Raw genomic sequence first — 25,884 nt, forward strand, 5'->3', positions numbered from 1 at the left:
TATAGTTTATAGGTTTTTTATAAATTATAAAATTAACTATTTTTATTGATGACATTAACGGAATATAGGCGTGAGGGTGTGTTAGCTATAGCAAACGAATTATAAAAAGATTAAATAGAATTCAATAAAAAGAGCTCATCAATAGAACAATATTGTTGTTTGCGGAGAGTCTTAGCCTGAGCCCATTTATGCTCGATAGGATTTAAATCAGGCGAATAAGGAGGTAAATATTCCAAGAGATGCCCAGCATCTAAAATAGCCTGCTGAATATCACTACGTTTATGAAAAGTGGCCTTATCCATGACAATGACAGAGTTTTGAGGGAGTTTAGGGAGTAACTCTTGGGTTATCCAAGCAAAAAAGACATCAGAATTAACCGCCCCAGAAACTAAAGAGACCGTTAGTAAACAAAAATTGAGCAAAGCCCCGATGACATTAGTGCGTCCCTTTGCGTGCCAGTCTTGCGTACCAGAGCAACGTTTGCCGATAGGTGCATAACCAAAACGGCGTGGCATATCATGAGCAAAACCACTTTCATCGATGAAAACAATTTGTCTATCAGATTGTTTATAACGATTCATTTTGTCTTGGAAGACTTGCCGTGCTTCGGGGTTGGCTTTGGAATGTTTGAGGTTTTTTTTTACGGCTAATTCCTAGACGTTTTAATGCGCTACGAATTCCCCCTTCAGTTATTCCAAAACGGGCTGCACGTTCGTAATGGTAAGCATCGGGATATAACACAACATCTTGTTTTAGAGCTTCCATATCTATTTTGCTTGGTTTGTTACGTGTCCGTTTGGCTTCTAAGACTTTACTCCATCTCACTACACTTGCGATGGCTATTTGAAAGCGTTTCGCTACCGCTGCTAGGGTAAGATTTTCTTCTTGTTTCACCTTTAATACTTTAACGCGAGTACGGCGAAAAATGACTTAAATAAAAATAGGTTGAGAAGGATTTAACAAATTAAAGCCATCATCAAGTTTAGGATTAATACGAGACATCAAAGAAGGCTTATGGAGCTTCCAAGTGTAAGCAATAAGCCCCGCAACGACATTGACCATAAACCCCAAGACACTGCAATGGCGCGTATGTTCAATCTGAGTGAATGATTTAAGTTGACCGATGACGGTTTCTATTAAGGAACGTTTTTTTAGCATTATCGTATCAAATTCACTGAGCGACTCTTTTTTCATGTTTTTACGGACACCCGTGATTAATTCAATGCCTTGCGTTTTCAAAGTTGCCTTTAATGCCTTAGAAATATAGCCCTTGTCACCATATAACTTACCTTGAATAAATTGCGTCATCGCCCTTAAGCCCTTGCGGTCATCAAAATTCGCAGCGGTGAGAAAAAAGGAGATTAATTCCCCTGTATCATCAATGACTAAATGCAATTTAAAGCCAAAATACCACCCAATAGAGTTCTTCCCCCGTTGTGCGAGGTTTGCAAAGGTTTTATGGTGTGAAATTCGCCGATTGTGACAAACCTTTAACGGGGTTGAGTCAATGAAGGCAATCCCGCGAGAGTTTACCCGCCGACTGTGCAAGTAGGCGCTGAGCGGTATCATCACTGACTGGGATAACTCAACAAACCGTTGATAACTGACCCGTTTCGGAAACGCCCCCCCGAGTACCTGCGGAACATAGTGGGTATAAAATCCTTTGAAATGACGTTGATTAGATTGATGAAACAACACGAGTAAGGTCATCACTTCCGACGGGGACATTGTCCCATCTCGCTGACTTTTCTTGGGATTTCCTTCTTCTAACAACATTTGTTCCCATAAAGGCATGAACCATTTACAAAAGTCGTCGATTGAGCAGAACAGGATTGTTATCATATCCATGGTTGTACCTTTGGAAAGTGGGGGTGGACGTTTAGTGATGTTCCATTATTCCTACTTTTCCTTTAGGTACAACTTTTTATTTCTTCCATTCCGCTTTTATCATTAATCCTCTGTTTTATATCTATTATCTCGCCGTACTCGCGTTACTTTACAACGGAAATCTATTGAATAGGTCATTTTTTATTATCTTTTTAAAATACGGTTGCTATAATTCTGAAAATTCTGTGAATTCTGATTCAGACAAACAGAGACCTGCTAGGTTTTGAAAACCGAGCAGGTCTGTTGGAACGCACGAAAAGGGTTGACTTTACTTTAACCAGCAAGATTAAAACATTGTCTGAATCAGGATTTTCAGAATTAACAGAATTTAAACCCCTTAAACCAAGAAATGAATGCGAATCATGCTTTTTAATTCTGAAAATTCTGTGAATTCTGATTCAGACAATCTTTTATCTTTTTAAAAGAAACTCGCCGAACTTAGGTTACTTAATTTTACCAAGTTATATTTAATCGTTATGGGTAAAACTGTTTTATAATAGGTCGCTTTTCCAAGAGTAGGGGTAATTCCCTACTTATGTTTAGCAATGACAGGTCTTTATGTTTATGAAAAAACGTTATTCCCCCGCTTGCCAACACAACAGCCAACGTTTAGCACAGCAAAATCGTCAAAGACAATGGCGCATGATGAATAATGAAGAACATCATGAAATTAGCGCAACCCTCTTGCGTCACCCACAACAATGGGCTAGTTTGCAATCCGTAGAAATCAGTGATGCATCCAACCCCGCCGTCAATTCCGCTCATTAAAGCCAAAACAAAACTAATCAACTAGATGCAATAATTTTTGCCTAGCCCTTTTGTCCTTGCTACAACAGGGCTAGGTATCAATCGCCCTCATCACTGCGCGTATGACTTCTAAAACCCCGACCTCATCAACACATATGCTGATTAAACCCTTTATTAAATGGGTTGGTGGTAAACGCGCCTTACTCGATGAATTGTTAAAAAGACTTCCAACAGACTTTAATCACTACTTTGAACCCTTTGTCGGTGGTGGTGCGCTGTTTTTTGAACTACGCAAACGCAACATGCTCACAGGCAAAAAAATCTACCTATTTGATAAAAACGCCGAACTTATCAACGCCTATCAGACTGTACAACACAATCCCTACGCCTTAATTCTACAACTGCAACAATTTCAAGAACAACACTCCGCCCACTTCTACACCTACATCCGCGCCCTAGACCGACAAACCAATTTCGCCCAATTAAGCCCAGAAATGCGAGCAGCCCGCTTTATCTACCTCAACAAAACCTGCTTTAACGGACTCTATCGCGTCAACAAACAAGGTTTTTTTAATGTGCCGATAGGTAGTTATGTAAAGCCTGCTATCTGTGATACAGACCTTCTTTTAAACGCACATCATGCCCTGCAAAATGTCACCCTATTACACACTGACTACAGTCACGTGTTACAACTCGCACAAAAAAACGACTTCATCTATTTAGACCCGCCCTACTACCCCTTAACTGCCACTGCTAATTTTACCGCGTACAATCAACACTTATTTTTAGAAGCAGAACAAAAACAATTATTTGAAAATTTTAAACGCCTAGACCATAAACATTGTTTATTAATGCACTCAAATTCAGATACCATTTTTATGCGAGAACTCTATAAAATTTACTACACTGAAACGGTCAAAATGCCCCGTTTTATTAATAGTAAAAAAGATGGACGGGGTAAAATTAACGAAATAATTATTAGAAATTACCAATAATATTAAAATATTAAGTAGATTCTATTTCCATAGAAAATACTCAATAAAAAAATATTTCATGACATAAAACCAAAGGAACGCGAATGGAAATCAATGGCGTACAAATAGACCCGACTTTTGCGGAGGCATTTCCCATGAAAGCCACCCGCATCATCGTAACGGCACACAATCAAAAATGGGCAAACATCGCCGCCCAAGCCATGACAGGTTTTGCAACCTCCGTCATCGCCTGCGGATGTGAAGCAGGTATAGAAAGAGAACTCAGCGCAGAAGAAACGCCTGATGGTCGCGTCGGCGTATCCATCCTTCTCTTTACCATGTCCTCCGACAAACTCATCAAACAAATACAAAACCGTGTCGGGCAATGCGTCTTAACCTGCCCAAGCACCGCCTGTTTTGCAGGACTCTACACCGATAAACCTGCACCACTGGGAAAAAACCTCCGCTACTTCGGCGATGGCTGGCAAATCTCCAAAGTTATCGCAGGCAAACGCTACTGGCGCATCCCCGTCATGGAAGGCGAATTTTTATGTGAAGAAACTACGGGTATTACTTCTGCTGTTGGTGGGGGTAACTTCCTCATTCTTGCTAAAACGCCTGAACAAGCACTGATTGCCAGCGAACACGCCATCGAAGCCATGCGTCAAGTTGCAGGCGTTATTATGCCTTTCCCTGGTGGCGTTGTACGCTCAGGCTCTAAAGTCGGCTCTAAATACAAAGGCTTAATTGCCTCCAGTAATCACGCTTTTTGCCCTACCTTAAAAGGACAAGTGAATAGTGAACTCGACAACAATGTCGGTTCTGTTTTAGAAATCGTTATCGACGGTTTAACAGATACCGCGATTCGAGAAGCAACCCGCGCAGGGATTCAAGCAGTCTGTCAACTCGGCAAAGCCAACGGTATTTTGCGCATCAGTGCAGGAAATTACGGCGGAAAACTCGGCCCTTACCATTTCCACTTGCAGGAGATTATGCAATGAACCCCTTAGTCTTTACCCTAAAAACCGAATTACAACAACGGCTTGATTTATCCCCCCTCGTTCCAAATCTACTACAAGGGAAAACCCCAGACGACATCAAAGCCCTGCCCCTCTCTTATGGTAATCGTCACCTAAACGTCGACAACGTTTTCGATATGACAGGTGAAGATACACAACATCTGATATTTAAAGCGGACTGTGGCAAACTTGACCACATTGGCGCAGTGATGCAAGGCGGGACAATCGAGATTTACGGCTCTATCGGTGCATATTTAGGGCGCGATATGCGCAAAGGCAAAATAGAAATACACGGCAACACCGATGCCTACACCGCCGCAGGCATGAAAGGGGGAGAAATCTTCATTCATGGCAATGCAGGCGATTATCTCGGCTCGGCGCGGGCGGGTGAACGTCAAGGAATGCGAGGCGGGCGCGTTATCGTTACAGGCAACGCAGGGCATCGCGTCGGCGACCAATTACGGCGTGGCATGATTATTATTGAAGGCGATGCGGGCGACTACTGCGCCTCGCGGATGGTTGCGGGAACGATTGCCATTTTTGGACAAGTCGGCAGTTACTTAGGCTATGGGATGCAACGCGGCACTGTGATTTTATCGCGTCCTCCCGCGCATTTACTGGCGACTTTTAACGACTGCGGTCAACACGAATTATTATTTTTACGCCTTTTAGAAAAATCCTTGCAATATCCCAATAGTCGAATTCCTCGCGCTTTATTTTCCGCGCCTGTTCAACGGTTTGCGGGCGATTTAGCAACGATAGGTAAGGGGGAGATTTTAGTCATGGGGGGAATACAGTAAGAACAGGGATTCTTTAACAAAAAAGTCTCGTTTCCATAACGCAAATTCAATAAATATCTTAAAAACATAACCTGAGTTCGGCGAGTTTCTTTTAAAAAGACAACAGTTTGTCTGAATCAGAATTTTCAGAATTAAAAAGACAAGAAAATTAAAAGAATAAAAATTATGTTTTTAATTCTGCTAATTCTGATTCAGACAAAAAAAGACCTATTAGGTTTTCAAAACCTAGCAGGTCTCTGTTTTATTTTATAAAACTCACCTAACTCAGGTTACTTAGCAAATTAGGATTAATTACAAAATCCAGATTAAGCAACACTAGATGCTGCTTCCGCGCCTTTTTTCATTAGCTCCGCTAACGTGTTATAAGTATTTTCCCACGCTTGTTTAAGCTCAGGTGTGAACGCATCTGCTAAGGTTTGTTCAATGGTCATTAGTAAGGCTTTACCAAATACGGCATAATCCGCTTCTTGTACGCCATAGCCAACGTGACGCACGCCTAAACGTGCTACAACATCCGATAAATCATCTACTTTATCGATAGCATTGACGATAGTATCCATGATGTGCATAAAGTGAATACTTTGCTCAGTCAAATCCCCTTTAAACAGAGTCTTTAAACTAGGGTCTAGTGTAAAAAGGTTTTTATAAAACTTTTGTCCTAAAATGATTCCTTCTGGGATATTTGGCGATAGTTTTTCCCAAGAACGACAGACTAATTGAATGTCAGATGCCTTTAACATGTTTCCTCTCCTCGGTTATGAACTCAACTTGATAGTTATGATTCTTAAAAATCCTTGTCATGCTGTAGGGTATTTTATTATGCTGGTATGCTTTTAAAAGGCTTTCTGTTGTAACATATCAAATAAATCAGCAGGTTTTTAAAAAATAGAACAATAGTGTTTTGTCATGACAGATAAAATTATCTTGCCTGAGTCATTATTTAATAACAAATACAATTGATAATAACAACTCATTAAGTTTGTGCATAAAAAGTGCAAAGCTGGGTTGTGACCACAAACTTGTCAATGAGGATGTTCCCGTATTTTTGTATTGACTAACACGGGCGTTTTCGTTATTTTCCATTATCGGTTTTAAAACTAAATGGTGTATAAGAAAATGGGTTATAAACAATCACTAGGATCAGAGGTTAAGCCAGTGAAAGGCTTAAAAGTCAATTCAAAGGACTTGTTTAAATCTCGCAGAACCTTAACGGCGCGTTTTGCTCGATGGTGGCGACATCATTTTCATGATCAGCCTGAATTGCCTATGGCTTTATCTGGCTACGAGTTTAGTTTAGAAAAAGGGATTCATAAACGTCGGTTTAAGCGACCAAAAACCGCTATTCTTACCATCAGCATGTTAGTGTCAATGGGCTGGTGGATTACCAGTACAGGCGCATTATACGAACCAAATGGCGGTCTTCATCAATTCGCCAAATCCTTGCAAACTGACATATTTTCGTCAGAGTCGTCAGAAAAAACGCTATCATCCACAGAAGAAAGTATGAGCTTTAGTGAGCCTATTCCGACTGAATTGGCTGATTTGTTTATTCCTGCCTTAGCGGTTTTACCCACTGATTGGGATTATCAAAATGCAACGTTTAATGTTGAAGCGGAAACAGAAGAGGATATTGATGAAACGCAGAATTTAGAAGTCGCGGACGCGCCAGAATCACCATGGATTGATTTAAATGTCAGTGAAGGGGATACCCTTTCTACGCTGTTTGTGCGTTATCAACTCAATCGTGGTCAGTTGCACGAAATTCTTGATTTAGGCGAGCAAGCCAGTAAATTAAATGCGCTTCAACCAGGGCAAGAGTTGCGAATTCGACGGGATTCTAACGGGAATGTTGAGGATTTAATTGTCGATTTAGACTTTAGTAGCGAATTGCATATTTCACGCGGTGAAGAAGGCTTTACCAAAACAGTGATTAAACGTGATATCAATACGCAAGTCGTTTTCACACAAGGTTGCGTCAATAACACGTTATTTGATGCGGGCAGACAAGCAGGGTTATCTAACCGTCAATTACTGCAATTGTTAAAACGAGTCTTTCCTGAACAAATTAATTTTAAAGAAATTAAGCAAGGTGATACCTTTAAAATTCTTTATACCCAATATGTTGCAGGGGATGCGGTGGACGAAGGGGATATTTTAGCCGTTGAATTTAATACACAAGGTAAACCTTTCTACGCTGTGCGCCAACTTAATCGTACTGGGGAAGCCGTTTATTACAAACCTACCAGTGAGAGCGCGGTACAACTCAGTGGATTGTTAAAACAATTAGGCGGTGATATTTGTCAAACACAATCCTCTAAACTGGCTTCACAAACAGCAGAGAAACAAATCAATGTTGGTAAGAAGACATTGACATGGCAACGGGTGAAAAATAGCAATACAGCGTGGGTCTTAACCGCTGATAATGAAACAGGCATTTTAAGCTGGTTAAAAGCCAGTGAACCCTTGATTACACCTAAACCAATACCAGCCCCTGTTGTGCCTAAACAACCCTCCTTATTAACGGCTAAACTCAATTTAAACACGAGCCAGCAACAAGCCAAAAAACGTGCTGAAGTGAAAGCCAATAATAGTTATTTATTAAAGCCTACAACAGTTACACCGAAGCGCGTTGTTACTGAAAATTATGTTGAAGATTATCAACAAGTGGGCGGAGATTTGCGGATTAAAACCGCATTGAAAAATGCACAAAATCTCTTAGGAACACCTTACCGTTATGGTGGTACAACACCCTCAGGCTTTGATTGTAGTGGTTTTGTGTATTACAACTATCATAAAGTCGGCATTCGTGTGCCACGCACGGCACATGAGCAATATCAAAGCAGTCGCCCTGTTGGAAAAGGGAATTTAAAACCAGGCGATTTAGTCTTTTTCCGCGTGCGTAGCAGTAGCCGTATTGACCACGTCGGTATCTATCTCGGCGGTGATAAGTTCATTCATGCCGAAGCAACCAATAAACCCGTCACCATTACCAGCCTAAACGATAAATACTACAGTCGTTATTTTGTTGGTGGAGGTCGTAACTAATGCAGATTAAATCCCTACAAACCCTTTTATTATGCCTTTCTATCAGTATGAGCACTGCTGTTCATGCAAAAGAAACCGTCGATATTATTGGGGTAGGGGATATGATGCTGGGTACAAATTACCCAGTCGCAGAGCTTCTCCCGCCAAATCAAGGACGTGACCTACTCGCAAATGTGCAAGACATTCTTCGCAATGCCGATGTAACATTTGGTAATTTAGAGGGGGTTATCCTTGATGAGGGCGGTACAACGGGTAAAGTCAATTGTAGTAACTGCTTTTCCTTTCGGATGCCTGAATATTTAATTGATAATTTAGTGACGGCAGGCTTTGATGTCGTGAGCATTGCGAATAATCATGTCGGTGATTTTGGCGCGGTAGGTATGCAAAACACGATTAAAGTTCTGAAAGAAAAAGGTTTATATGCCGCAGGCTTTGAGTCCGTGCCGTCTGTGAGTTTTAGTAAAGACGGTATTCGTTATGGATTTGCTGCGTTTGCGCCGAATAATAATGTCATGGATTTACGGGATATTGCAGGCGCGAAACGATTGGTTGCGCAATTAGCCCGCGATAATGATATTGTCATCGTCTCTTTTCATGGGGGTGCAGAAGGTAGCAAACATCAACATGTTACCCGTCAGTCTGAAACCTTTTATAGTGAAAATCGTGGCAACGTGTATGAATTTGCGCACGCCGTCATTGATGCAGGTGCTGATGTCGTCTTTGGTCATGGACCTCATGTGACTCGTGCAGTAGAAGTTTATAATAATCGCTTTATTGCGTATAGTTTGGGCAATTTCTGCACTTATGGGCCTTTTAATGTGAAAGGCGTTAATGGGGTCGCGCCACTTATCAAAGTCAGTGTTGATAAAACAGGGCAGTTTATTCAAGCAAAAGTCGTTTCTATCCAACAAACTAAACGCAGTTCTGTGATGCTAGATAATCAAGCAACGGCTTACCAATTAATTCAATCCCTCACGAAAGCGGATTTCCCTGAAAGTCGCTTATCCTTTAGCCCCTCAGGGGTCATTACTCAGTTGAAATAAGTTTAAAAGGTAGAGCTAAAGAAGCAGTGATATTAAAATAGTGAAACCGAAGAAATATAAAGAGCTCCTAAAATGCTAACTTGCCCTAGCTGTAAAGCGACATACATTGTGAAATACGGAAAAACCCGTACAGGGACACAAAACTATAAATGTCGCGAATGCGGACGGAGATTTGTAGAACAGCCTACCAAGAAATACATAAGCCAAGAAACTTGGGCACGGGTAGATAAACTGTTAAAAGAAAAACTCTCACTAAGAGGAATAGCGCGTGTCACGGGAATCTCAGGCACATGGCTACAACATGATGTCAATGGTTTGTATGCACAACAAAGACTAGAACAAGCGGTTAAAAAAAAGCAATTGTGCTTAGAATGCGATGAGATGTAGTCATTGGTTGGGCAGCGTCAACAGAAAGTTTGGATATGGTTAGCATTGGATAGAGACTCACGAGAGCGAGAGATTGTCGGGGTTGTCTTTGGAAAGCGAGATGCAGAGGGGGCGCAAGCACTGTGGGACTCACTCCCAGCGGTATATCGGCAATGTGCAGTCTGTTACACCAACTTCTGGGAAGCCTATCAGAAAGTTCTTCCGAGTAAACGGCATAAAGCGGTAGGGAAGGAGACAGGGCTTGAGCGATTTAACCATACGTTAAGACAGCGTGGTAGTCGTTTAGTGAGAAAAACCTTATCTTTCTCCAAGAAGATAGAAAATCACATCGGTGCTACTATTTTTTCATTAATGATTACAACAAATCACTGCTTCTTTAGCACTACCAAAAATTTATCAAAAGACTTTCCCAACGGTTTTTATAAAAAAAGCGCGAACAATCATTTGTCCGCGCTTTTTTATTTCAATCCAGCCAATTACTTACTAACCTGAGTACGGCGATATTCTTTTAAAAAGACAAGAGATTGTCTGAATCAGAATTAACAGAATTAACAGAATTTAAACCCTCTTATAGTAAACGCACTATAAAACGGTACGAAGGACTGGCAGTCCTATGAGGACTGCCAGTCCTAAATTTAAATCACTTTATCGTACGTTTACTATAAACCAAGAAATTAACGCGAATCACACTTTTTAATTCTGCTAATTCTGAAAATTCTGATTCAGACAAAAAAAGACCTGCTAGGTTTTGAAAACCTAGCAGGTATCTGTTTTATTTTATAAATATCGCCGAACTCGGGTTACTAAGCTGATAACACCCGTAACGTATGCTGTGCAATCATCTTTTCTTCATTGGTCGGAATCACCCAAACAGAAGTACGGCTGTCAGGCGTGCTGATGCAAGAGGCATGTTTGGCATTTGCTTCAGGATTTAATTTAATCCCTAACCATTCCGCTTTTTCACACACTTGTGCTCGAATGGGGCTGGCATATTCGCCAATGCCCGCAGTAAAGACCAGCGCGTCAATGCCGTTAATGGTGGAGGTCATCGCCCCTAATTCGCACCCGATTCGATAGACGAAGTAGTCTATGGCTTCTTTTGCATGGGGGGAATCGCTGGCTAATAAGGTTTCCATGTCGTTGCTAATGCCTGACACGCCTAATAAACCTGAGCGGTTATAAAGTAGCTTGGTCAGTTCTTTAACGTCCATGCCTTGGTTGAGGAAATGGAGGATAACGCCCGCATCAATCGCGCCTGTGCGTGTGCCCATGGGTAAACCGTCTAAAGCGGTGAAGCCCATAGTTGACGCAACACTTTTGCCGTGACGAATTGCGCACATGCTAGAGCCATTGCCTAAATGGGCAACAACAACTTTTTCAGGTAATTTCCCCATAACAGCAGGAATTTTTTGCGCAATGTATTCGTAGGATAAACCGTGGAAACCATAGCGTTTTATCCCTTGTTCGGTGTATTCACGGGGAATGCCGAAGCGTTGCGCGGTTAGCGTTTGCGTGGTGTGGAACGCGGTATCAAAACACGCGACTTGTGGTAAATGTTCTTTCAGTTTGTCTAAGACTTTTATCGGCGCGAGGTTGTGGGGTTGATGTAACGGTGCTAGCGGGATAAGAGCCTCAAGCTCTTGATAAATTTCAGATGTAATGGCGACAGGTTTGTTAAAGGTCACGCCACCGTGGACAACGCGATGTCCAACGGCATAGAGGCTTAAACCATCGTCGCGTTCTTCCATCCATTTAAGTAAACGGGCAAAAGCGGCTTCGTGGGTTGCTGTCCCTAAATCTTCATCCGTGAGTTTTAAACCTATCGCGTTTTTGGCGGTAAAGTGGGCGTGTGTGCCTAAGCCTGAGATATTGCCACGATAGATTAACTCTAAAGTTTGTTCTGCACCGTCATTGATAGCAAACAATGAGAATTTAATGCTGGATGAACCTGCATTAATCACGAGGATAGCGTTTTGACTCATGGAATTCCTTTGGCTTTGTTACGAACAAGGAGTAGGGCTAGGGCGCAAGATGCCATACGGCTTAGGACAGAGTCGGCGCGACTGGTGAGGGCAATGGGAACTCTAGCCCCTAAGACGATGCCTGAAGATTGGGCTTCTGCCATGTATTCTAGTTGTTTAGCAACCATATTGCCTGCTTCTAGGTCAGGCGCGACGAGGATGTCGGCTTGTCCTGCAACAGGGGAAACAATGCCTTTAATTCTGGCTGCTTCCATAGAAACGGCATTGTCAAAGGCTAAAGGTCCATCGATGATACCGCCAACGATTTGTTTACGGTCTGCCATTTTGCAGATGGCGGCGGCTTCGAGGGTAGAACGCATTTTAGGATTAATGGTTTCTACCGCTGAGAGTAAGGCTATTTTGGGTTGTGGCACCCCTAAGGCATGGGCAAGTTCAATCGCACTTTGTACGATGTCGCGTTTGTCTTCTAAGGTGGGGTCGATGTTAATGGCAGCATCGGTAACGAAGAGCGGACGTGGATAGGTAGGAACATCGATAACGAAAACGTGACTCATACGGCGAGAGGTGGCAATCCCTGTGCCGCGTTGTACTGCCGCGCCCATGAGTTCGTCGGTATGTAAACTGCCTTTCATGATGGCATCGACTTCGCCTGAACGTGCCATTGCAACGGCAACAGAGGCGGCTTCATGGCTGTGTTCGGTGTCAACAAAGTTGTAGCCACTAATATCGACACCGTCTTCTTGGGCGACAGCAATAATTTTGGCTTTAGGCCCTACGAGGTAAGGAATAATTAAATTTGCTTTTGCGGCTTCTATCGCGCCAAATAGGGAGTTGCGGTCAACAGGGTGTACGACTGCCATACGAATGGGGTCGTATTTTTCTGTCATGGCAACTAAGCGTTGTAGTTGAGCACCAGGGTTGTTGATTTGTAATTCTGGTAAGGCAATGGCTTCCCGAACAATTTTTTCAGTTGGCGCAATAACTTCTGATGTTCCCGAGCAAACTTTTTCTCCCCGTTGGTTTGTCCCTAAACAGTCAAAAATAATGCTGTTGTCTTGCGGATTTTTACTCTTAACGGTAATGGTGAGCGTAACGGTATCACCCAACGTTAAGTAGTTATGGAAACTTAAGTTTTGCCCTTTATAAATCGTTCCAGGTCCTGGGAGTTGTGTTCCAAGAATCCCTGAAATGAGCGCGCCGTTCCACATGCTGTGTCCCGTGACTTTGTTTTTTTTATCTTGTTCGTGTACGTAATCAAAGTCTAAATGGGTGGGGTTTAAATCCCCTGATGCCATGGCAAAAATATTAATGTCTTCATAGGTGAGCGTGCGGGAAACGCTAGCCGATTCACCAAGTTGAATTTCAGCAAAGGTTTTATTGCTAATACTCTGTTGAGGTGCTGAGTTGTGCATAGTTGTTGATTCTCACGTTGTTCACGTTATGTATTGCTATCATGCTGATAAGCAAGAAGAACAAAGCCTTATCAGCATAAGCGTTATGATGGCTTAACCAACGATGTGATAGCCCGCATCGACATAGATACGATTACCTGTAATCGATTTTGCCATGTCGCTCACAAGATAGGCGCAAATACTTCCAACATCTTCAATGGTGACTAATTGGTGTTGGGGGGCGCGTTCGGTGGCTTTCTCAATGAGTTCGTCAAAATGGGAAATCCCAGAGGCAGCACGGGTTTTTAAGGGACCGGGGGAAATGGCGTGTACACGAATGCCTTTTTCGCCTAATTCTGCGGCTAGATAACGGCTGGTGCTTTCTAACGCTGCTTTGACAGGTCCCATGAGGTTGTAATTTTCAACAACACGTTCTGCACCGAAGTAGCTCATGGTTAATAAACAACCGCCATCTTTCATTAAAGGCTCGGCAAGTTTTGCCATGCGGACGAAGGAGTGGCAAGAAATATCCATTGCGAGCAGGAAGCCATCACGGGAGCAGTCCGTTACGCGACCATGCAGGTCATCACGGGGGGCAAAGGCGATGGAGTGTAATAGGAAATCTAATTTGCCCCATTTTTGTTCGATCGCCGCAAAAACTGCTTCTAATTCGCCTTCATGGCTGACATCGCAAGGTAAAAGTAAGGGGGCTTCTAATTCTTTTGCTAATGGCTCAACGTGTGGTTTTGCCTTTTCATTCAAGTAGGTAATGGCTAGCTCTGCGCCCCAATTACGGAATGCGTTTGCACAACCATAGGCAATACTTTGATTGTTCGCAATCCCTACAACAAGCCCTTTTTTACCCGCTAGAAAGTTTGCAGAATTCATGCAAATAACTCCATTTAATTAAAAAAAACGTACATGTAGGTGATAACAGATGAGTCATTCTAAAATTGATATTGCAGAGCAACAATAGAATGTTTTACGCGCTGTTGTATCAAAATACAAGAAATGAATGACACAGATATTGCTATAGGGTCAGATTAATTTTTTCTCGCTACCTAATTTATTGATGTCGTTCTGGGGGGATAGATTTAGGCGGAACAATGTCATCTTTATCCATCAGAATTTCATGCGCGGGCCCTTCTAAATCATCAAATTGACCTGAGTGAATCGCCCATAAAAAAGCACCGATAACCAGTGTAATTAAGACGAGTGATAAAGGAATGAGTAAATAAAGTATGTCCATAGGAGATATGACAGTAACAAGTTGAATACTTTTTATACAATGGCGTGTTGGTGTGAATTTCTCAAGTCTGTAGGGTTATTTGTTGTTTAAACGTTGTGCAGCGCGTTCAATTAATTCTGGGGGAGGCGATGCCATTAAGAACCGTAAATCAATCCGCCGATTTTGTCGCCGTCCTTCTTCTGTCGTTTGGTCAGCGACGGGGCGACGGGCTTCATACGCGCTGACACTGAGTAAAGCCTGCGTTTGTCCATTTTGTAGCGTATCCAGTAAAGGTGCGTTAGCAATTAAGGCTTGATAGGTATTAATAGCGCGGGCATTGGCTAACGCCCAATTGTCTTTAAACAGTGGGGTATTAATAGGCTTATTATCGGTATGCCCTTCAATAAAGACCGCTTCTAAACGGGATTCGCTTTGCTGTTTACAACGAGGCTGAATCACGCGAGAAGTTTGACTATAGCAAGGCAATATTTCAGCCAAGACATTCGCTAATTGTTGAATCGCATGTTCCCCTTCAGGGCGAAAATTCGCTTGTGCAGAGGCAAATAATAATTCTTCTGGCAAGCGTAAAATGCCATTTTTTTCATCGATAAATACCCGCACGCCCCGATTTTGTAAATCACGCTCTATATCGCGTAATAAAGTACGACGCACTGCATCATTATCGGTTAAACGCTCAACAATGCTTTCTAACTGCTGTTTTTCCACGACTAAACGTGCGGTTTCTTGGCTTAAACGCTGTTGTTCTTCACGGAGTTTATCCGTTTCCTGCTCTAAACGTTGGCGTTCGCGCTGTTGGGCTTGGGTTTCTACCATTAAACGCTGTTTTTCCGTTTGCTGTTTAACCGTTTCCGCCGTAGAAACACTTTCCGCTTGTCGATAATTCAGCGCGAATGCCATTAAAATAATAATAAAAATAAAGAGTAAGCCGACCATTAAGTCACTGAGAGAGGCTAAATAACTGTCTTCAGCATCAGCAGGAGGAGGCGCAGGGGATGCAATACGAGACATAGGCAATTTAAGTAATCCCTTCTAGGTGTTGCATACAACCCAGAAGGTTTATAGAGAAGCAGCAAATTTAAAACGCAGGTTGTGCCGTAATCCGCCAATCACACCCCACCGCGCGAATATCCGTAATATGTAAATTCAAACGTTGCTTCATTAATTCAATCTCAGGCAAATTAAATAAACCCCGTGCTTTATTGCCCATTAAAACAGGAGCCATATAAATCACTATTTCATCAATTAACCCTGCTTTTAACATAGAACCACTTAAGGTCGCACCTGTTTCTAACAGCAACTCATTCACATGATAATCAGTTGCGAGTCGGTAACACATTTCTTGTAAATCAATATCGCCTGTTGTGCCACGAGGCAGGGATAAAACATGCGCTCCTGCTTCTGTCAACATTGCCTTAATCGTCTCATTTCGAGATGCTGTAAAAACAATAGTTTGTGATGATTTATCAAAAATATGAGCGGGTGGCATACAACTCAAATGCGCATCAACGATGGCACGAATGGGCTGACGAATAATTTTAGGCTTATACAAATGTTGGGGGAGTTCTGATTCACGCACGCTTAAACGCGGATTATCTGCCAAAATAGTACCCGCGCCTGTCATCACGGCAGAACTACGCGCTCGCAAGCCTTGCACATCACGACGTGCATCTTGTGAGGTAATCCACTGACTTTCGCCTGATGCCATTGCGGTTCTACCGTCTAAACTCATCGCTAACTTACAGCGAATATAAGGACGATTACGCCGCATCCGCATAAAAAATCCTGCATTTAACTGCTCGGCTTGCGCACCTAATACGCCCACATTAACCACAATTCCCGCTTTATTTAATTGCTCTATCCCCTTACTCGCTACAATGGGATTAGGGTCAGTTGAGGCAGCAACAACTCGAGTAATTCCTGCTTTAATCAGGGCATCAGTACAGGGTGGCGTGCGTCCATGATGACAACAAGGTTCTAATGTGACATAACAAGTTGCCCCTTGAGCTTTCTCTTTTGCCATTTGCAAGGCGTAAATTTCTGCATGGGGTTCACCTGCGACTTCGTGCCAGCCTTCCCCAACAATCTCACCGTCACGCACAATAACACACCCAACTCGCGGATTAGGGTCAGTTGACCACAAACCCCGTTCTGCAAGGTGTAAAGCACGCGCCATATAATATTGATCTAGCTGATTCATGCGATTATCTTTTTATTGTCATGGATGAAATGAAGAAATAAATAAAAAAACGGCAAGTAGCAATTTTGTCCGTTATGCCAATAATAACATTACCACTGCATATTTTAGTAACCCTCCATAAAATCAAGCATTAGTGGGTAAAAAATCTCGTGTATAAACACAAGTTTTTTCTCTCTGATGGTTTTTATACCCGCAAAAAACCTACTACTTGGTATGTAAAATTTGTATTTTGTAAGGTTTTAATTAACTCAAGCAGTCAATTTTTTGTTTTAAAATACAATATATTAATTAATAAATTACAGGAATGTTATAATATAATAAATATTATTGCATCGCAAAATAATAAAAATAGTTATTAACTGTCAATAAACTAAGTTTATTTATATAAAGCTAACACAGTTATCGCTGTATCATAAGTTGTTTTTTTTAGGTATTAGTATTAACAACTACAAATAACTTATTAATTAATAATTATTTTTTACAACTTAATGTACTAATCTAGTATTTATAGAAAATAAATAGATAAATTGATTTTTTTCTGGTACTGTTCCAAATTGTTTGAAAAATTACATTAACGTAATGTTATTTCGAACAACCATCAAACAACAATAAGGCAACAATAAGGAACGCCCTCATAATGTCCCTTAAGCAATCATATATCTATATATTTTTTATAATGTTATGTCACTGGTCAGTGGCATCAGCAGCACCACCAACAGACCCCGTTATATCTGTTAAAAATATTGGCGAAATAGTAACTATTCGTTGGTATGCGGAAAACGCAACGGGATATCGTTTAGCGTACGCGCCCTATCCAAAAGCAGAACCTGTGCAATTAATAGACATGGGTAATGCGAATGAGTTTTCTACAGCATTACCATTAGATTCAGCTTATTATGTTGCAGTACAAGCATATAATTCTGAGGGTGAAAGTGTCTTTTCAGATGTTGAATACTTTATTCTTGATCAATATGCCGTGATGGATGCAAGCAGTGTTGACCCTGCACAATTGCCATTGCGACTTGAAAAAGTACAACCGAATAGCCCAGTTATCTTTTTACCTACTGAAGAAGCCGCGATTGTGCAAGCCGACAGTTTGCAAGCAGCCGAAACAGCAAGCACTGAAGCAGCGCGTTTATTAGCCGTTCAAAAACCTGAATTAAGTCCAACCGCAGACGGTAAGATAGGTCTTGCTATTGAAATCGCACCAAGCATTATTCCGCGTGATTTAGTCTTAAATTTCTGCTTAGAAATTGGTGATATTTGCCATAATTTATTAGTTTGGAGTGATGCGAATAAAGGTTATGGTGATACAACAACTATTACTGATTTACCAACAGATATACAAACTAATATTTATACTGATTTATTAATTCCCCCCACATTAGTCAGTGTTTTACGAGACTTAGTACAATCTCCGCAAACATTCACTGTACGAACAACCGTTGTAAACTCCAAAAATACGCAAAATATCGCCGTTTACACCACGCATTTGCCAATTGTTGCTGTTACAGGCGAATCAACAGATATGACAAGAGCAGCAGGACAAGCCCGCTTTGATTTTGGAGGGGTTGATTTTGGTGGAGACCGTTTTGCAGTAGGGTTTAAAACGGGGTTAGAACTACGTCCTTTTGTGTTTCAAGGACTTGAATACACATCAAAAGATGGTGCTCCAATATCTGATGGGGTTGTAAAAAGCCAGTTTGGTGTTCGAGCAGGTCCTGAATTGACCTTAAATGCAAAATTGTTTGGCTATTCCTTCGTTTTATTGGAGGGTGGTTTAAAAATTCTTAAAAATACGGGAAAGAATCTTTCGGGGCGAGTTGAGTTAAAACTCTTCGGGATAGATTTTACCGCGATTGGTGATGCCATCGGCGCAGCAGAAAAAGATAAGGTGATAGATGCATTAAAAATACTCGGTGTTTTAAGTGATGAGTCTTATGAAAAACTGAAATCTTTCCCTTTTGGCACAATTTGTCGGGTTGAAGATGCGCAAGGGCAATCTGCATTCAAGCCATTGAATTCACTGACTGATGACCAGAAAAAAACTTGTTCCTCAGTCCCTGAGTTTGTGAGTGCTGCGGATAAAATAGCTGATAATCCTAACAAATTAGCAAAATTAGAATTAACCCCGCCCACTTTATTTGATTTACCCATTGCGGTGATGGTTAAACAGGAAAAAACTTTTTTACTATGGGTAATTCCATTAAAAATAAAGGGAAGCGTTACAGGTGCAGTGGGAATACAAGGGGGGGGAAGATTTGAAAATATTGGGGAATGGGCATTAACCATTTCAGCAACGCCTTATGTCAAGTTAGTGGGAAAAGTATCGCTTGCAGTCACCATATTAGTTGCAGAAGCTGGGGTGGAAGGTTCATTAACACTCATTGAAAACAATTTAGTTCTGTTAATGCGGATTCTACTTTCTACCGAAATGAAGTTTGCAGGCATTATTCGTAATGACCTGAAAGGACCCAATGGGAAAGTTGAGATTTACGCAACGTGGCTTCAACCTGTCTTTGGTATTCCACCATGGAAGCGCAAAGAAGCAAGAGAGACCATTGTAAAATTCTCAACTTTTCAACGTCAGGACTCCTTAGCGACATGGGGTGGCTATAAAGAAACCTGTAAAGATTTCTTTTGTACACCACAGTGGCCTTCATGGGATACCGCCTCTAAACCGTCTGATAATACAGCAACAAATAACTTAAATGGCAATAATGTATCGGCCTCTGAAGGGGTGTTATTAGAAAAATTATCGTCTCGTCCGACTGATACAGAAGAAGGCTGGATTTGCTTATATTCTGATGCGAATTATCAAGGGAATGAAGCCTGTCTAAAAGCCCCCACAGGCGAGGATAAAAACTTAGTTGTTAATGATATTAGCTTGTTAGATAAGACATTTAATGACGTTGTTAGCTCTATCCGCATTGGTCCTAAAACGGCGATTGGTATTTATGAGCATAACAATTTGAAAGGTAGCTCACATTATTGGTACAGCAATACGCTACACGGTATTGATAATCTCACCAGCTATAACTTCAATGATTCGATGTCTTCATTCATTGTAATGAACTTAAGTGATCATGCCAGTCGCGCCAGTAATACGGAGAAAAAAGCCTGTATTTACCGCGATGCCGACTATCAAGGTGGGGAAAAATGCTACACCCCTGATGGTTCTAATGTCAGCAAGATAGCCATTCATGATGAAGATTGGAAAGACAAAGCCAGTTCAGTCAAAGTCTTTGGGAAAGGGGTTGTCTTGTGTTTGATTGACACAGGCGCGGTTGAAACTCGCAGTTGCTTCTTTGGCGTGCCTGCGGGTTCATTAGTTCCCAATCTGCACACCTTCCCAGAAGGCAACACGATTGCGGATAAAGCCGACGGGCTAGAAATTTACTGGTCTGCTGATGTGGCATTATCAGAGCATTTCGCAGTTGATAAAGCACGCATTAACCTTGCTAGTTCTCATGGAAAAGTCTTTATTGCTGATGCGAACAAAACAGGGGAGCAAACAGGCGGGCTGGAAATCATGACAAATATCCTGCTTGTTGGTCCTTTAAAAGAGGTGAAATTGCGCACTAACGACGGTAAAACATTAAATTATCACCTAAATGGGGATACTTGGGACAATATTTTTATTGGCGAAGAGTTTAATGACCGTATCGTGGGTGTCACTATCACGAAGTAACTAACAGCCATCGTTTACTGCCAGACAGGTTAAAACTTGTCTGGCAATTCAGTTGTTTTTCTCATCTTTTAAAATCGTATTACTCCCTCTTATGCGTTTATCTCATTTATTTCTCTATCTATTTATTGCGGGTCTTTTGCTGGGGGCGTTTTGGCTCTTTTTCCCTAACCACAATGAACCCGCAATTACCACAGTTTCATCATTTAAACCTGACACGGTGACAGCAAGCCCTTCAACAATCCATTCATCAACGCAAACAACAAACACCGCACAAACACCAGACATTAACATTGCCTTATTGCAATGGCGTTGGCATGAAGGCGACCAGCAAATTTATCGCTACAACTCTACTTTTCAAGTTAAAAATCAGTCTGATATGGCAGGAAAAACCACAGAAACGGTGACAACTGTCGTTTTAGAGGGGTTGTTAAACATGCGTGTTTTTCAACGGACTGACCAAGAAATCAGTGTTGGATTTCAGCTTTCCCCCTTACATTTTCGCATTGCTGAGAAATCTATCGCATCGTTTGAAAAACTCTTAGGACAATTTTTTATCGTGGTTTTCTCCTTAGAGGGCAAACCAATACGCTTTCACTTCCCACAGACTATTGCAGAGAATAATCAACCCTTAGTAACAGAATTGATTCAGTCAGTACAAGCAATAATCCCAACAGGAATTGCTACACAATGGCAGTCACTAGAACAACATAATACAGGCACTTATTCCGCTAAGTATCAGCGTCGTGTCAATGAGATAGAAAAACATAAAACAGCTTACACCGAATTAAAAGCATTGTCGCAATTTAGCAATTTCTCTTCACCAGAAATTGAAATGAATATTGAAATTGAACAAAGCAATATTCGCTTTACCCCAGCAAAACAACAAAGTTGGCTAGCAACGTTTCACGCAGAAGAACGGTTGCGTTTTTACGCAAGCTCTTCACCTAAAGAAACAATGAATGTAAGCAGTCATGTTTTACAACTCACGTTAACCGATGAAAAACCCGATTTGCAATTAGCCATTTGGCAAGCTAATAACGATATCAACCAAGTTATTCAAGCATTTAATCAGCAGTCAGGTGATGTACAAGATGTGCTTGTCGACTTAGAACTGCAACAGCTACGTAACCGTTTTGCGGGGGTTAGCTTCAATGATTTAACAACCGATTTAGTGTTAGCGGTGCTTAATCAGCAAGCAACCACCGTCACCATGCAACACTTCTACGATTTATCAGATTATTTAAGAGCTTATCCCGAAAAATCAGGGGATGTACTGACGGCATTACAAGGACAAGAAGCAATCCCATTGGAAGCGAGTGCCTTACTCATTGGTGCGCTGAATATGGCGGGTACATCTGAGGGACAAACCGTTCTCGCAAATATCATGACGCAAATTCAAGACAATCATTCGCCATATATCTTGCAAGCCATGGCAACCACCGCACAAGTCGCTAATCCATCAGAAACATTAGTCAATGCTTTATGGCAACGGGCAGAGCAACAAGATGCAATCGCGGGGGTTGCCTTAGAAGTATTAGGGGGAACAGCGAAACATTTATTAGAAGTTGGCAATATCCAAGCGGCTGAACAAATCACCAAGCAATTAACCTTGCATTTAAACAACACGCAAACGGCAACGATAACCCCTTCAGAAACAACCCCACCTACAACATTAAGCCTCTTACGAGCCTTAGGGAATTCAGGTCATCCAGATGTATTCTCCATTATCGTGCCCTACATCACATCAGCCGATGCAGAAGCTAGATTATTGGCTTATCGCAGTTTGCGCCATGCACAAGATGCGGAATCCCTAAAAGCACTGATTAATGCGTTATCCCAAGAAACAGATGTTGAAGCGCGTCGTCAAGCCGTGTTGACCTTAACAGAACGTCAAGACAGTACGCAGGCAGTCAACCCAATATGTGACTTATTGGCAAAAGAACCTGAAATTGATGTTCGGGCAGAAATGTTACGTTTCTTAGGTCGGCATAAAGCAGATAATCCACGAGTTTTAAACGTGTTACAACAACAACTGACTCGCGAAAGCAGTCGTGATATGAAAAAAGCGATTTATCAAGCCATTTATACAGAGTAAAGAAGGAGGAGTGACATAACTTATTATTTATAAAAAGCTGTTTTCAAAAAACTAACAAAGTATTTACAACACTTTTCGCTTAACAGGAATGATTATGTGGTCTCAACCAATAAAAAGAACTTGTTTTACACTTGCTTTACTACTCAGTTTTACTGGCTCATTTGCGCAAGCTGCCCATAAAATTATCGTCCTTGCGGGTAGCCAAAGCACTGCAACAGATGGTGTTACCTCTCCACAAGCAGCACAAGCCATGCAAGAGGGCGTGTTAAAAGGGATGGGCTTAGACTACGCAACGGATGTGACGCAATACACGCTAGGTGCATATACCGTCGAATTGGTTAGTTTTTATACGGATCAACATGAAAATCCGTTAATTTCTCTCTCTCAAGACCCTGAAGTCTTCGCAATTATTTGTCAAACATCTAAAGAATGCTTACCCGCACTGGATGCAAAAGCCTCTAAAGACATTTTAGTTATAACCACGGTTGCAACCAACAGTGATTTAGCGCAAGGGGAAAACATTCTACGCCTAGCCCCTTCTAATAACTTACAAGGAGCAGCACTGTATCAATCCTTAGAAAATGAAGACATACAAAAGTTTGCCATTGTCTATGAACCAACCGCATACGCATTGAACTTATATATCAGCATTATTAGTAGCTTATTTATTGATATTGTAATGGATTATCCACACCCACAATTCATAGGCGCATTTCCTTTAACCGACTTTTTAAGCCTTGCTGATAGCCAAAAAGGCATGAAAGCAACACAAGTTTCGCAAGTCCTTTCCCTAATCAAACCTGATGCAGTGATTTACCTTGGTTATGAACAAGGTTTACAAGCTTTAACCGATGCCAATGTTGGCGGTAATCCCGATGTCACACCGACATGGTACGCCAGTGACGCTGTTTATCCGTTAACCCTGATGATGGGCTTTTCTGGTCTAAATATCTTCTCTCTTTATACACCTGAAGTTGAAGATGGTGAAAGTGCTTACCCCCAATATTATTACGGTTACGATGCGGGTAGTTTCTTAAAACAACTGAGTACAACCTACGCAACGACAAGTCCACAACGACAAGCATTTTTAGCAACAGCCAAAGAAACCATACTCAATAGCAACTACAGCAAAACAGGCGATAAATACTTTGGTAGCGCAGATAAACATGGGCGTTTTATTGTCGAAAGCTATGATACTCAAGACAATATTTATCAAGAAATCATTACCGTTTCTGACTACTAAAGCATTTTAAAGAGACAAGACTATGTTAAAAAAATTAATCATTGGCTTATTCACCCTCACATGGGCATCTTCCCTCTACGCACTTCCACCTAAAGCCCCGCATGTCAAATTGACCCAACAAGCAGATTTTCTCTCATTCAGTTGGGAAAAAGATGATTTTGCGGATGGATATACCCTGTTTTATGCAAATTATCCTGACTTTAGCAACTTAAGTTCTATTGATTTAGGGGATGTAACGGCTGTGAGTACCGCAGACATTCAATTACCCCCCAATACAGCCCTGTGGCTAGCTGTTCAAGCTTATAATCACGATGGCGGAAGTGACTTTTCCGACATTCTCCATGTCCATCAACCTGCAATAACCCCCACATTAACCGCTCCACAAATCACCGCAGAAAAACAAGGTTTAGGCATTCATCTCAGTTGGACAGCCGTCGAAAATGCAACGGGTTATCAACTCATTTACGCCAATAGCCCTGATTTTAGAACAGGCGCGCAAACCCTAGATGTAGGCACTCAAACCCAAATCAGTGCCGACTTACCCAACAACACTACCTTATTCATCGGTGTTAAAGCCTACAATACAGAAACCAGTAGCGAAATTTCTAATATTGAATATTTCCGCTTGAATAAACGCATCGTCGCAATCTTTCCACCCGCGACAAATGCCTCTCACGAAAGCTTAACCAATGGCGTTAATCGGGCTTTCACAGACTTCTCCAACAAACTGCAAGGACTGGGTTTAGAAACTGTTTATTGGCAATCTGATTTACAACAACTAGGGACTTTATTACAAGGACAACCCAAAGCAGAAGGAGCAGAAACAAGACGGGGCTATTTAGATGATGAAGATATCCTTGCTTTCCTAACCACTGCAACAGCACCAACCTTAACAGTAAGCAATATTGCTACAGAAAATCCCGCCTTATTAGTCTCTATTCGTGGCACAGCCTCCTTACTCACTTCCTATGACAACGTATTATTATTATCCCCCACAAATACGACACAAGCTAAGAAAATTTACCAATTAGTTGATGAGGTTGCACAACAAAAACAAGGATTATTCCGTTATGTCACCATTATTGACGATAACCTGCCGACTTCCACGATTTATAGTTTTGACCTGTACTTAAACCTTCTCAGGAATGCCTTTAATACTGAATCGCAGTTAGAACAAACCGATGGTATTGTTAATGACAACATTGCCCCCCTCGCGCAACTGGTCACGACTTTAACCTTTGACGGTACTAGCGAAAATGCACAACTTATCGACACTGTCTTAGATGTCATTCAAGCCGATGCGGTTATCTATTTAGGTGGACAATTCCCCGCTTTATACGCCCAACATCCAGAAGGCAGATGGCTACTCAGCGACAGCACAAACTACAATGCGCAAACGTTCCAATCCAGTGATGTAGCCCTGTTACTACCACAAACAGCCCATGAACAAAATACTAGCCTTAGCGACTACACTTATGATGCCGTCGGCGAATTAAGTACAATTATTCATAAAATACCCGCTAAATCCCTCAACCGTAGCAATATCATCACAGGCGCAACGGCGTTAAAAGCAGAAGGCTATCAAGGTATCACAGGTGAAAAACGTTACACCAACGGCGACCCAGCGGGTGATTACGACCTATTCCGTCCACTCAGTACGGGCTGGGAAAAAGTGACTAACTGGTTAAGTGCCCAATAAATAGCCACTTAAACCAGCCTAAATATTACGCGCTAAAAAAAAGACCTTCTCTAATGATACGTTGAGAAGGTCTTTTTATTTAACCCCCCCCAGTTTTGCGAGATTTATAAAATAAACCAGAGACCTGCTAGGTTTTCAAAACCTAGCAGGTCTATCGGAACACATGAATCAGGATTTTCAGAATTATTAACAGAATTAGCAGGATTTAAACCCTAAAACCAAAAAATTAACGCAAATCACGCTTTTCAATCCTGCTAATCCTGAAAATTCTGTGAATTCTGATTCAGACAAGCTTTTATCTTTTTAAAAGAAACTCGCCGAACTCAAGTTATTTAGATTTGGTTTTTAGACCACAATTAAACTATGCTTTTAAAGCCTAAGCCCTAGATATACCCATAAAAACCGCCTAACTGGATAACTCACAACAAAATAAAC

General features: G+C 41.5%; 20 protein-coding genes and 1 pseudogene. 11 read left to right on the forward strand and 10 right to left on the reverse strand.

All coding sequences use genetic code 11. The features are described from left to right. Window positions 1-110 precede the first annotated feature (110 nt). The 3 genes from BEGALDRAFT_RS19560 to BEGALDRAFT_RS14040 are packed head-to-tail and all read right to left on the reverse strand — an operon-like array spanning window position 111 to window position 1,848. Window positions 111-581: an IS630 family transposase gene (locus BEGALDRAFT_RS19560; protein WP_157237599.1), complete on the reverse strand. Its 471-nt coding sequence runs from the start codon at window positions 579-581 to the stop codon at window positions 111-113. Further along, window positions 568-894, reverse strand: a complete 327-nt coding sequence (locus tag BEGALDRAFT_RS19565) for an IS630 transposase-related protein (RefSeq protein WP_232281989.1) — start codon at window positions 892-894, stop codon at window positions 568-570. Before BEGALDRAFT_RS19565 ends, BEGALDRAFT_RS19560 begins: the two co-directional genes overlap by 14 nt. A gap of 36 nt (window positions 895-930) precedes the next feature. Further along, window positions 931-1,848, reverse strand: coding sequence for an IS982 family transposase (locus tag BEGALDRAFT_RS14040; protein WP_002691051.1), 918 nt, complete (start codon window positions 1,846-1,848; stop codon window positions 931-933). A 597-nt stretch (window positions 1,849-2,445) separates the two neighbouring features. On the opposite strand from BEGALDRAFT_RS14040, the gene BEGALDRAFT_RS14045 reads away from it, so the two are divergent. From BEGALDRAFT_RS14045 to BEGALDRAFT_RS14060, 4 genes are all read left to right on the forward strand, one after another. Continuing rightward, the gene (locus BEGALDRAFT_RS14045) at window positions 2,446-2,655 is read left to right on the forward strand and encodes a hypothetical protein (RefSeq protein WP_002691053.1); all 210 of its coding nucleotides are present in this window, start codon (window positions 2,446-2,448) and stop codon (window positions 2,653-2,655) included. 101 nt (window positions 2,656-2,756) lie between these two features. Then, complete coding sequence (locus BEGALDRAFT_RS14050) at window positions 2,757-3,629, forward strand: DNA adenine methylase (protein WP_040294981.1); 873 nt, start codon at window positions 2,757-2,759, stop codon at window positions 3,627-3,629. An 83-nt stretch (window positions 3,630-3,712) separates the two neighbouring features. After that, window positions 3,713-4,609, forward strand: a complete 897-nt coding sequence (gene fhcD, locus BEGALDRAFT_RS14055) for a formylmethanofuran--tetrahydromethanopterin N-formyltransferase (RefSeq protein ID WP_002691057.1) — start codon at window positions 3,713-3,715, stop codon at window positions 4,607-4,609. Then, window positions 4,606-5,427 carry a formylmethanofuran dehydrogenase subunit C gene (locus BEGALDRAFT_RS14060; RefSeq protein ID WP_002691060.1) on the forward strand — a complete coding sequence of 274 codons (822 nt, stop codon included), beginning with the start codon at window positions 4,606-4,608 and terminating at the stop codon, window positions 5,425-5,427. Before fhcD ends, BEGALDRAFT_RS14060 begins: the two co-directional genes overlap by 4 nt. Window positions 5,428-5,732: 305 nt before the next feature. Here BEGALDRAFT_RS14060 and BEGALDRAFT_RS14065 read toward each other — a convergent pair whose 3' ends face one another. Beyond that, complete coding sequence (locus BEGALDRAFT_RS14065) at window positions 5,733-6,167, reverse strand: globin domain-containing protein (RefSeq protein WP_002691062.1); 435 nt, start codon at window positions 6,165-6,167, stop codon at window positions 5,733-5,735. Window positions 6,168-6,582: 415 nt separating this feature from the next. Here BEGALDRAFT_RS14065 and BEGALDRAFT_RS18430 point away from each other — a divergent pair, with 415 nt between their 5' ends. The 3 genes and pseudogenes from BEGALDRAFT_RS18430 to BEGALDRAFT_RS18985 all read left to right on the forward strand — a co-directional run bounded on the left by BEGALDRAFT_RS18430 (window position 6,583) and on the right by BEGALDRAFT_RS18985 (window position 10,282). Next, complete coding sequence (locus tag BEGALDRAFT_RS18430) at window positions 6,583-8,472, forward strand: NlpC/P60 family protein (protein WP_198284646.1); 1,890 nt, start codon at window positions 6,583-6,585, stop codon at window positions 8,470-8,472. Then, window positions 8,472-9,515, forward strand: a complete 1,044-nt coding sequence (locus BEGALDRAFT_RS14075) for a CapA family protein (RefSeq protein ID WP_002691066.1) — start codon at window positions 8,472-8,474, stop codon at window positions 9,513-9,515. The genes BEGALDRAFT_RS18430 and BEGALDRAFT_RS14075 overlap by 1 nt, the downstream gene beginning before the upstream one ends. Window positions 9,516-9,587: 72 nt before the next feature. After that, a pseudogene (locus BEGALDRAFT_RS18985) lies at window positions 9,588-10,282 on the forward strand (IS1 family transposase). A gap of 423 nt (window positions 10,283-10,705) precedes the next feature. On the opposite strand, the gene BEGALDRAFT_RS14090 reads toward BEGALDRAFT_RS18985, so the two are convergent. From BEGALDRAFT_RS14090 to ribD, 6 genes are all read right to left on the reverse strand, one after another. Next, the gene (locus tag BEGALDRAFT_RS14090; RefSeq protein ID WP_002691069.1) at window positions 10,706-11,884 is read right to left on the reverse strand and encodes an acetate/propionate family kinase; all 1,179 of its coding nucleotides are present in this window, start codon (window positions 11,882-11,884) and stop codon (window positions 10,706-10,708) included. Next, window positions 11,881-13,296 (reverse strand): bifunctional enoyl-CoA hydratase/phosphate acetyltransferase, encoded by a 1,416-nt coding sequence (locus BEGALDRAFT_RS14095; protein WP_002691072.1) that lies wholly within the window; start codon window positions 13,294-13,296, stop codon window positions 11,881-11,883. The genes BEGALDRAFT_RS14090 and BEGALDRAFT_RS14095 overlap by 4 nt, the downstream gene beginning before the upstream one ends. Before the next feature lie 93 nt (window positions 13,297-13,389). Beyond that, window positions 13,390-14,163 (reverse strand): enoyl-ACP reductase FabI, encoded by a 774-nt coding sequence (gene fabI / locus BEGALDRAFT_RS14100; protein ID WP_002691074.1) that lies wholly within the window; start codon window positions 14,161-14,163, stop codon window positions 13,390-13,392. A gap of 178 nt (window positions 14,164-14,341) precedes the next feature. Continuing rightward, complete coding sequence (gene ccoS, locus BEGALDRAFT_RS14105) at window positions 14,342-14,524, reverse strand: cbb3-type cytochrome oxidase assembly protein CcoS (protein WP_002691077.1); 183 nt, start codon at window positions 14,522-14,524, stop codon at window positions 14,342-14,344. A gap of 75 nt (window positions 14,525-14,599) precedes the next feature. Next, window positions 14,600-15,532, reverse strand: coding sequence for an OmpA/MotB family protein (locus BEGALDRAFT_RS14110; RefSeq protein WP_002691079.1), 933 nt, complete (start codon window positions 15,530-15,532; stop codon window positions 14,600-14,602). A gap of 67 nt (window positions 15,533-15,599) precedes the next feature. After that, window positions 15,600-16,721: a bifunctional diaminohydroxyphosphoribosylaminopyrimidine deaminase/5-amino-6-(5-phosphoribosylamino)uracil reductase RibD gene (ribD, locus tag BEGALDRAFT_RS14115; protein ID WP_002691081.1), complete on the reverse strand. Its 1,122-nt coding sequence runs from the start codon at window positions 16,719-16,721 to the stop codon at window positions 15,600-15,602. A gap of 694 nt (window positions 16,722-17,415) precedes the next feature. Here ribD and BEGALDRAFT_RS14120 point away from each other — a divergent pair. The 4 genes from BEGALDRAFT_RS14120 to BEGALDRAFT_RS14135 all read left to right on the forward strand — a co-directional run bounded on the left by BEGALDRAFT_RS14120 (window position 17,416) and on the right by BEGALDRAFT_RS14135 (window position 25,449). Beyond that, entirely contained in the window at window positions 17,416-20,412 is a 2,997-nt protein-coding gene (locus tag BEGALDRAFT_RS14120) for a peptidase inhibitor family I36 protein (RefSeq protein ID WP_157237601.1), read from the forward strand. 91 nt (window positions 20,413-20,503) lie between these two features. Next, window positions 20,504-22,507: a HEAT repeat domain-containing protein gene (locus tag BEGALDRAFT_RS14125; RefSeq protein WP_002691085.1), complete on the forward strand. Its 2,004-nt coding sequence runs from the start codon at window positions 20,504-20,506 to the stop codon at window positions 22,505-22,507. Between the two features lie 94 nt (window positions 22,508-22,601). Then, on the forward strand, window positions 22,602-23,750 hold the full coding sequence (locus tag BEGALDRAFT_RS14130; RefSeq protein ID WP_002691086.1) for an ABC transporter substrate-binding protein: 1,149 nt from the start codon (window positions 22,602-22,604) through the stop codon (window positions 23,748-23,750). A 22-nt stretch (window positions 23,751-23,772) separates the two neighbouring features. Next, a complete protein-coding gene (locus BEGALDRAFT_RS14135) occupies window positions 23,773-25,449 on the forward strand; it encodes a hypothetical protein (RefSeq protein ID WP_002691088.1) in 1,677 nt (558 codons plus the stop codon). The last annotated feature ends 435 nt before the right edge of the window (window positions 25,450-25,884 follow it).

This window comes from Beggiatoa alba B18LD (assembly GCF_000245015.1).
GTDB lineage: Bacteria > Pseudomonadota > Gammaproteobacteria > Beggiatoales > Beggiatoaceae > Beggiatoa > Beggiatoa alba.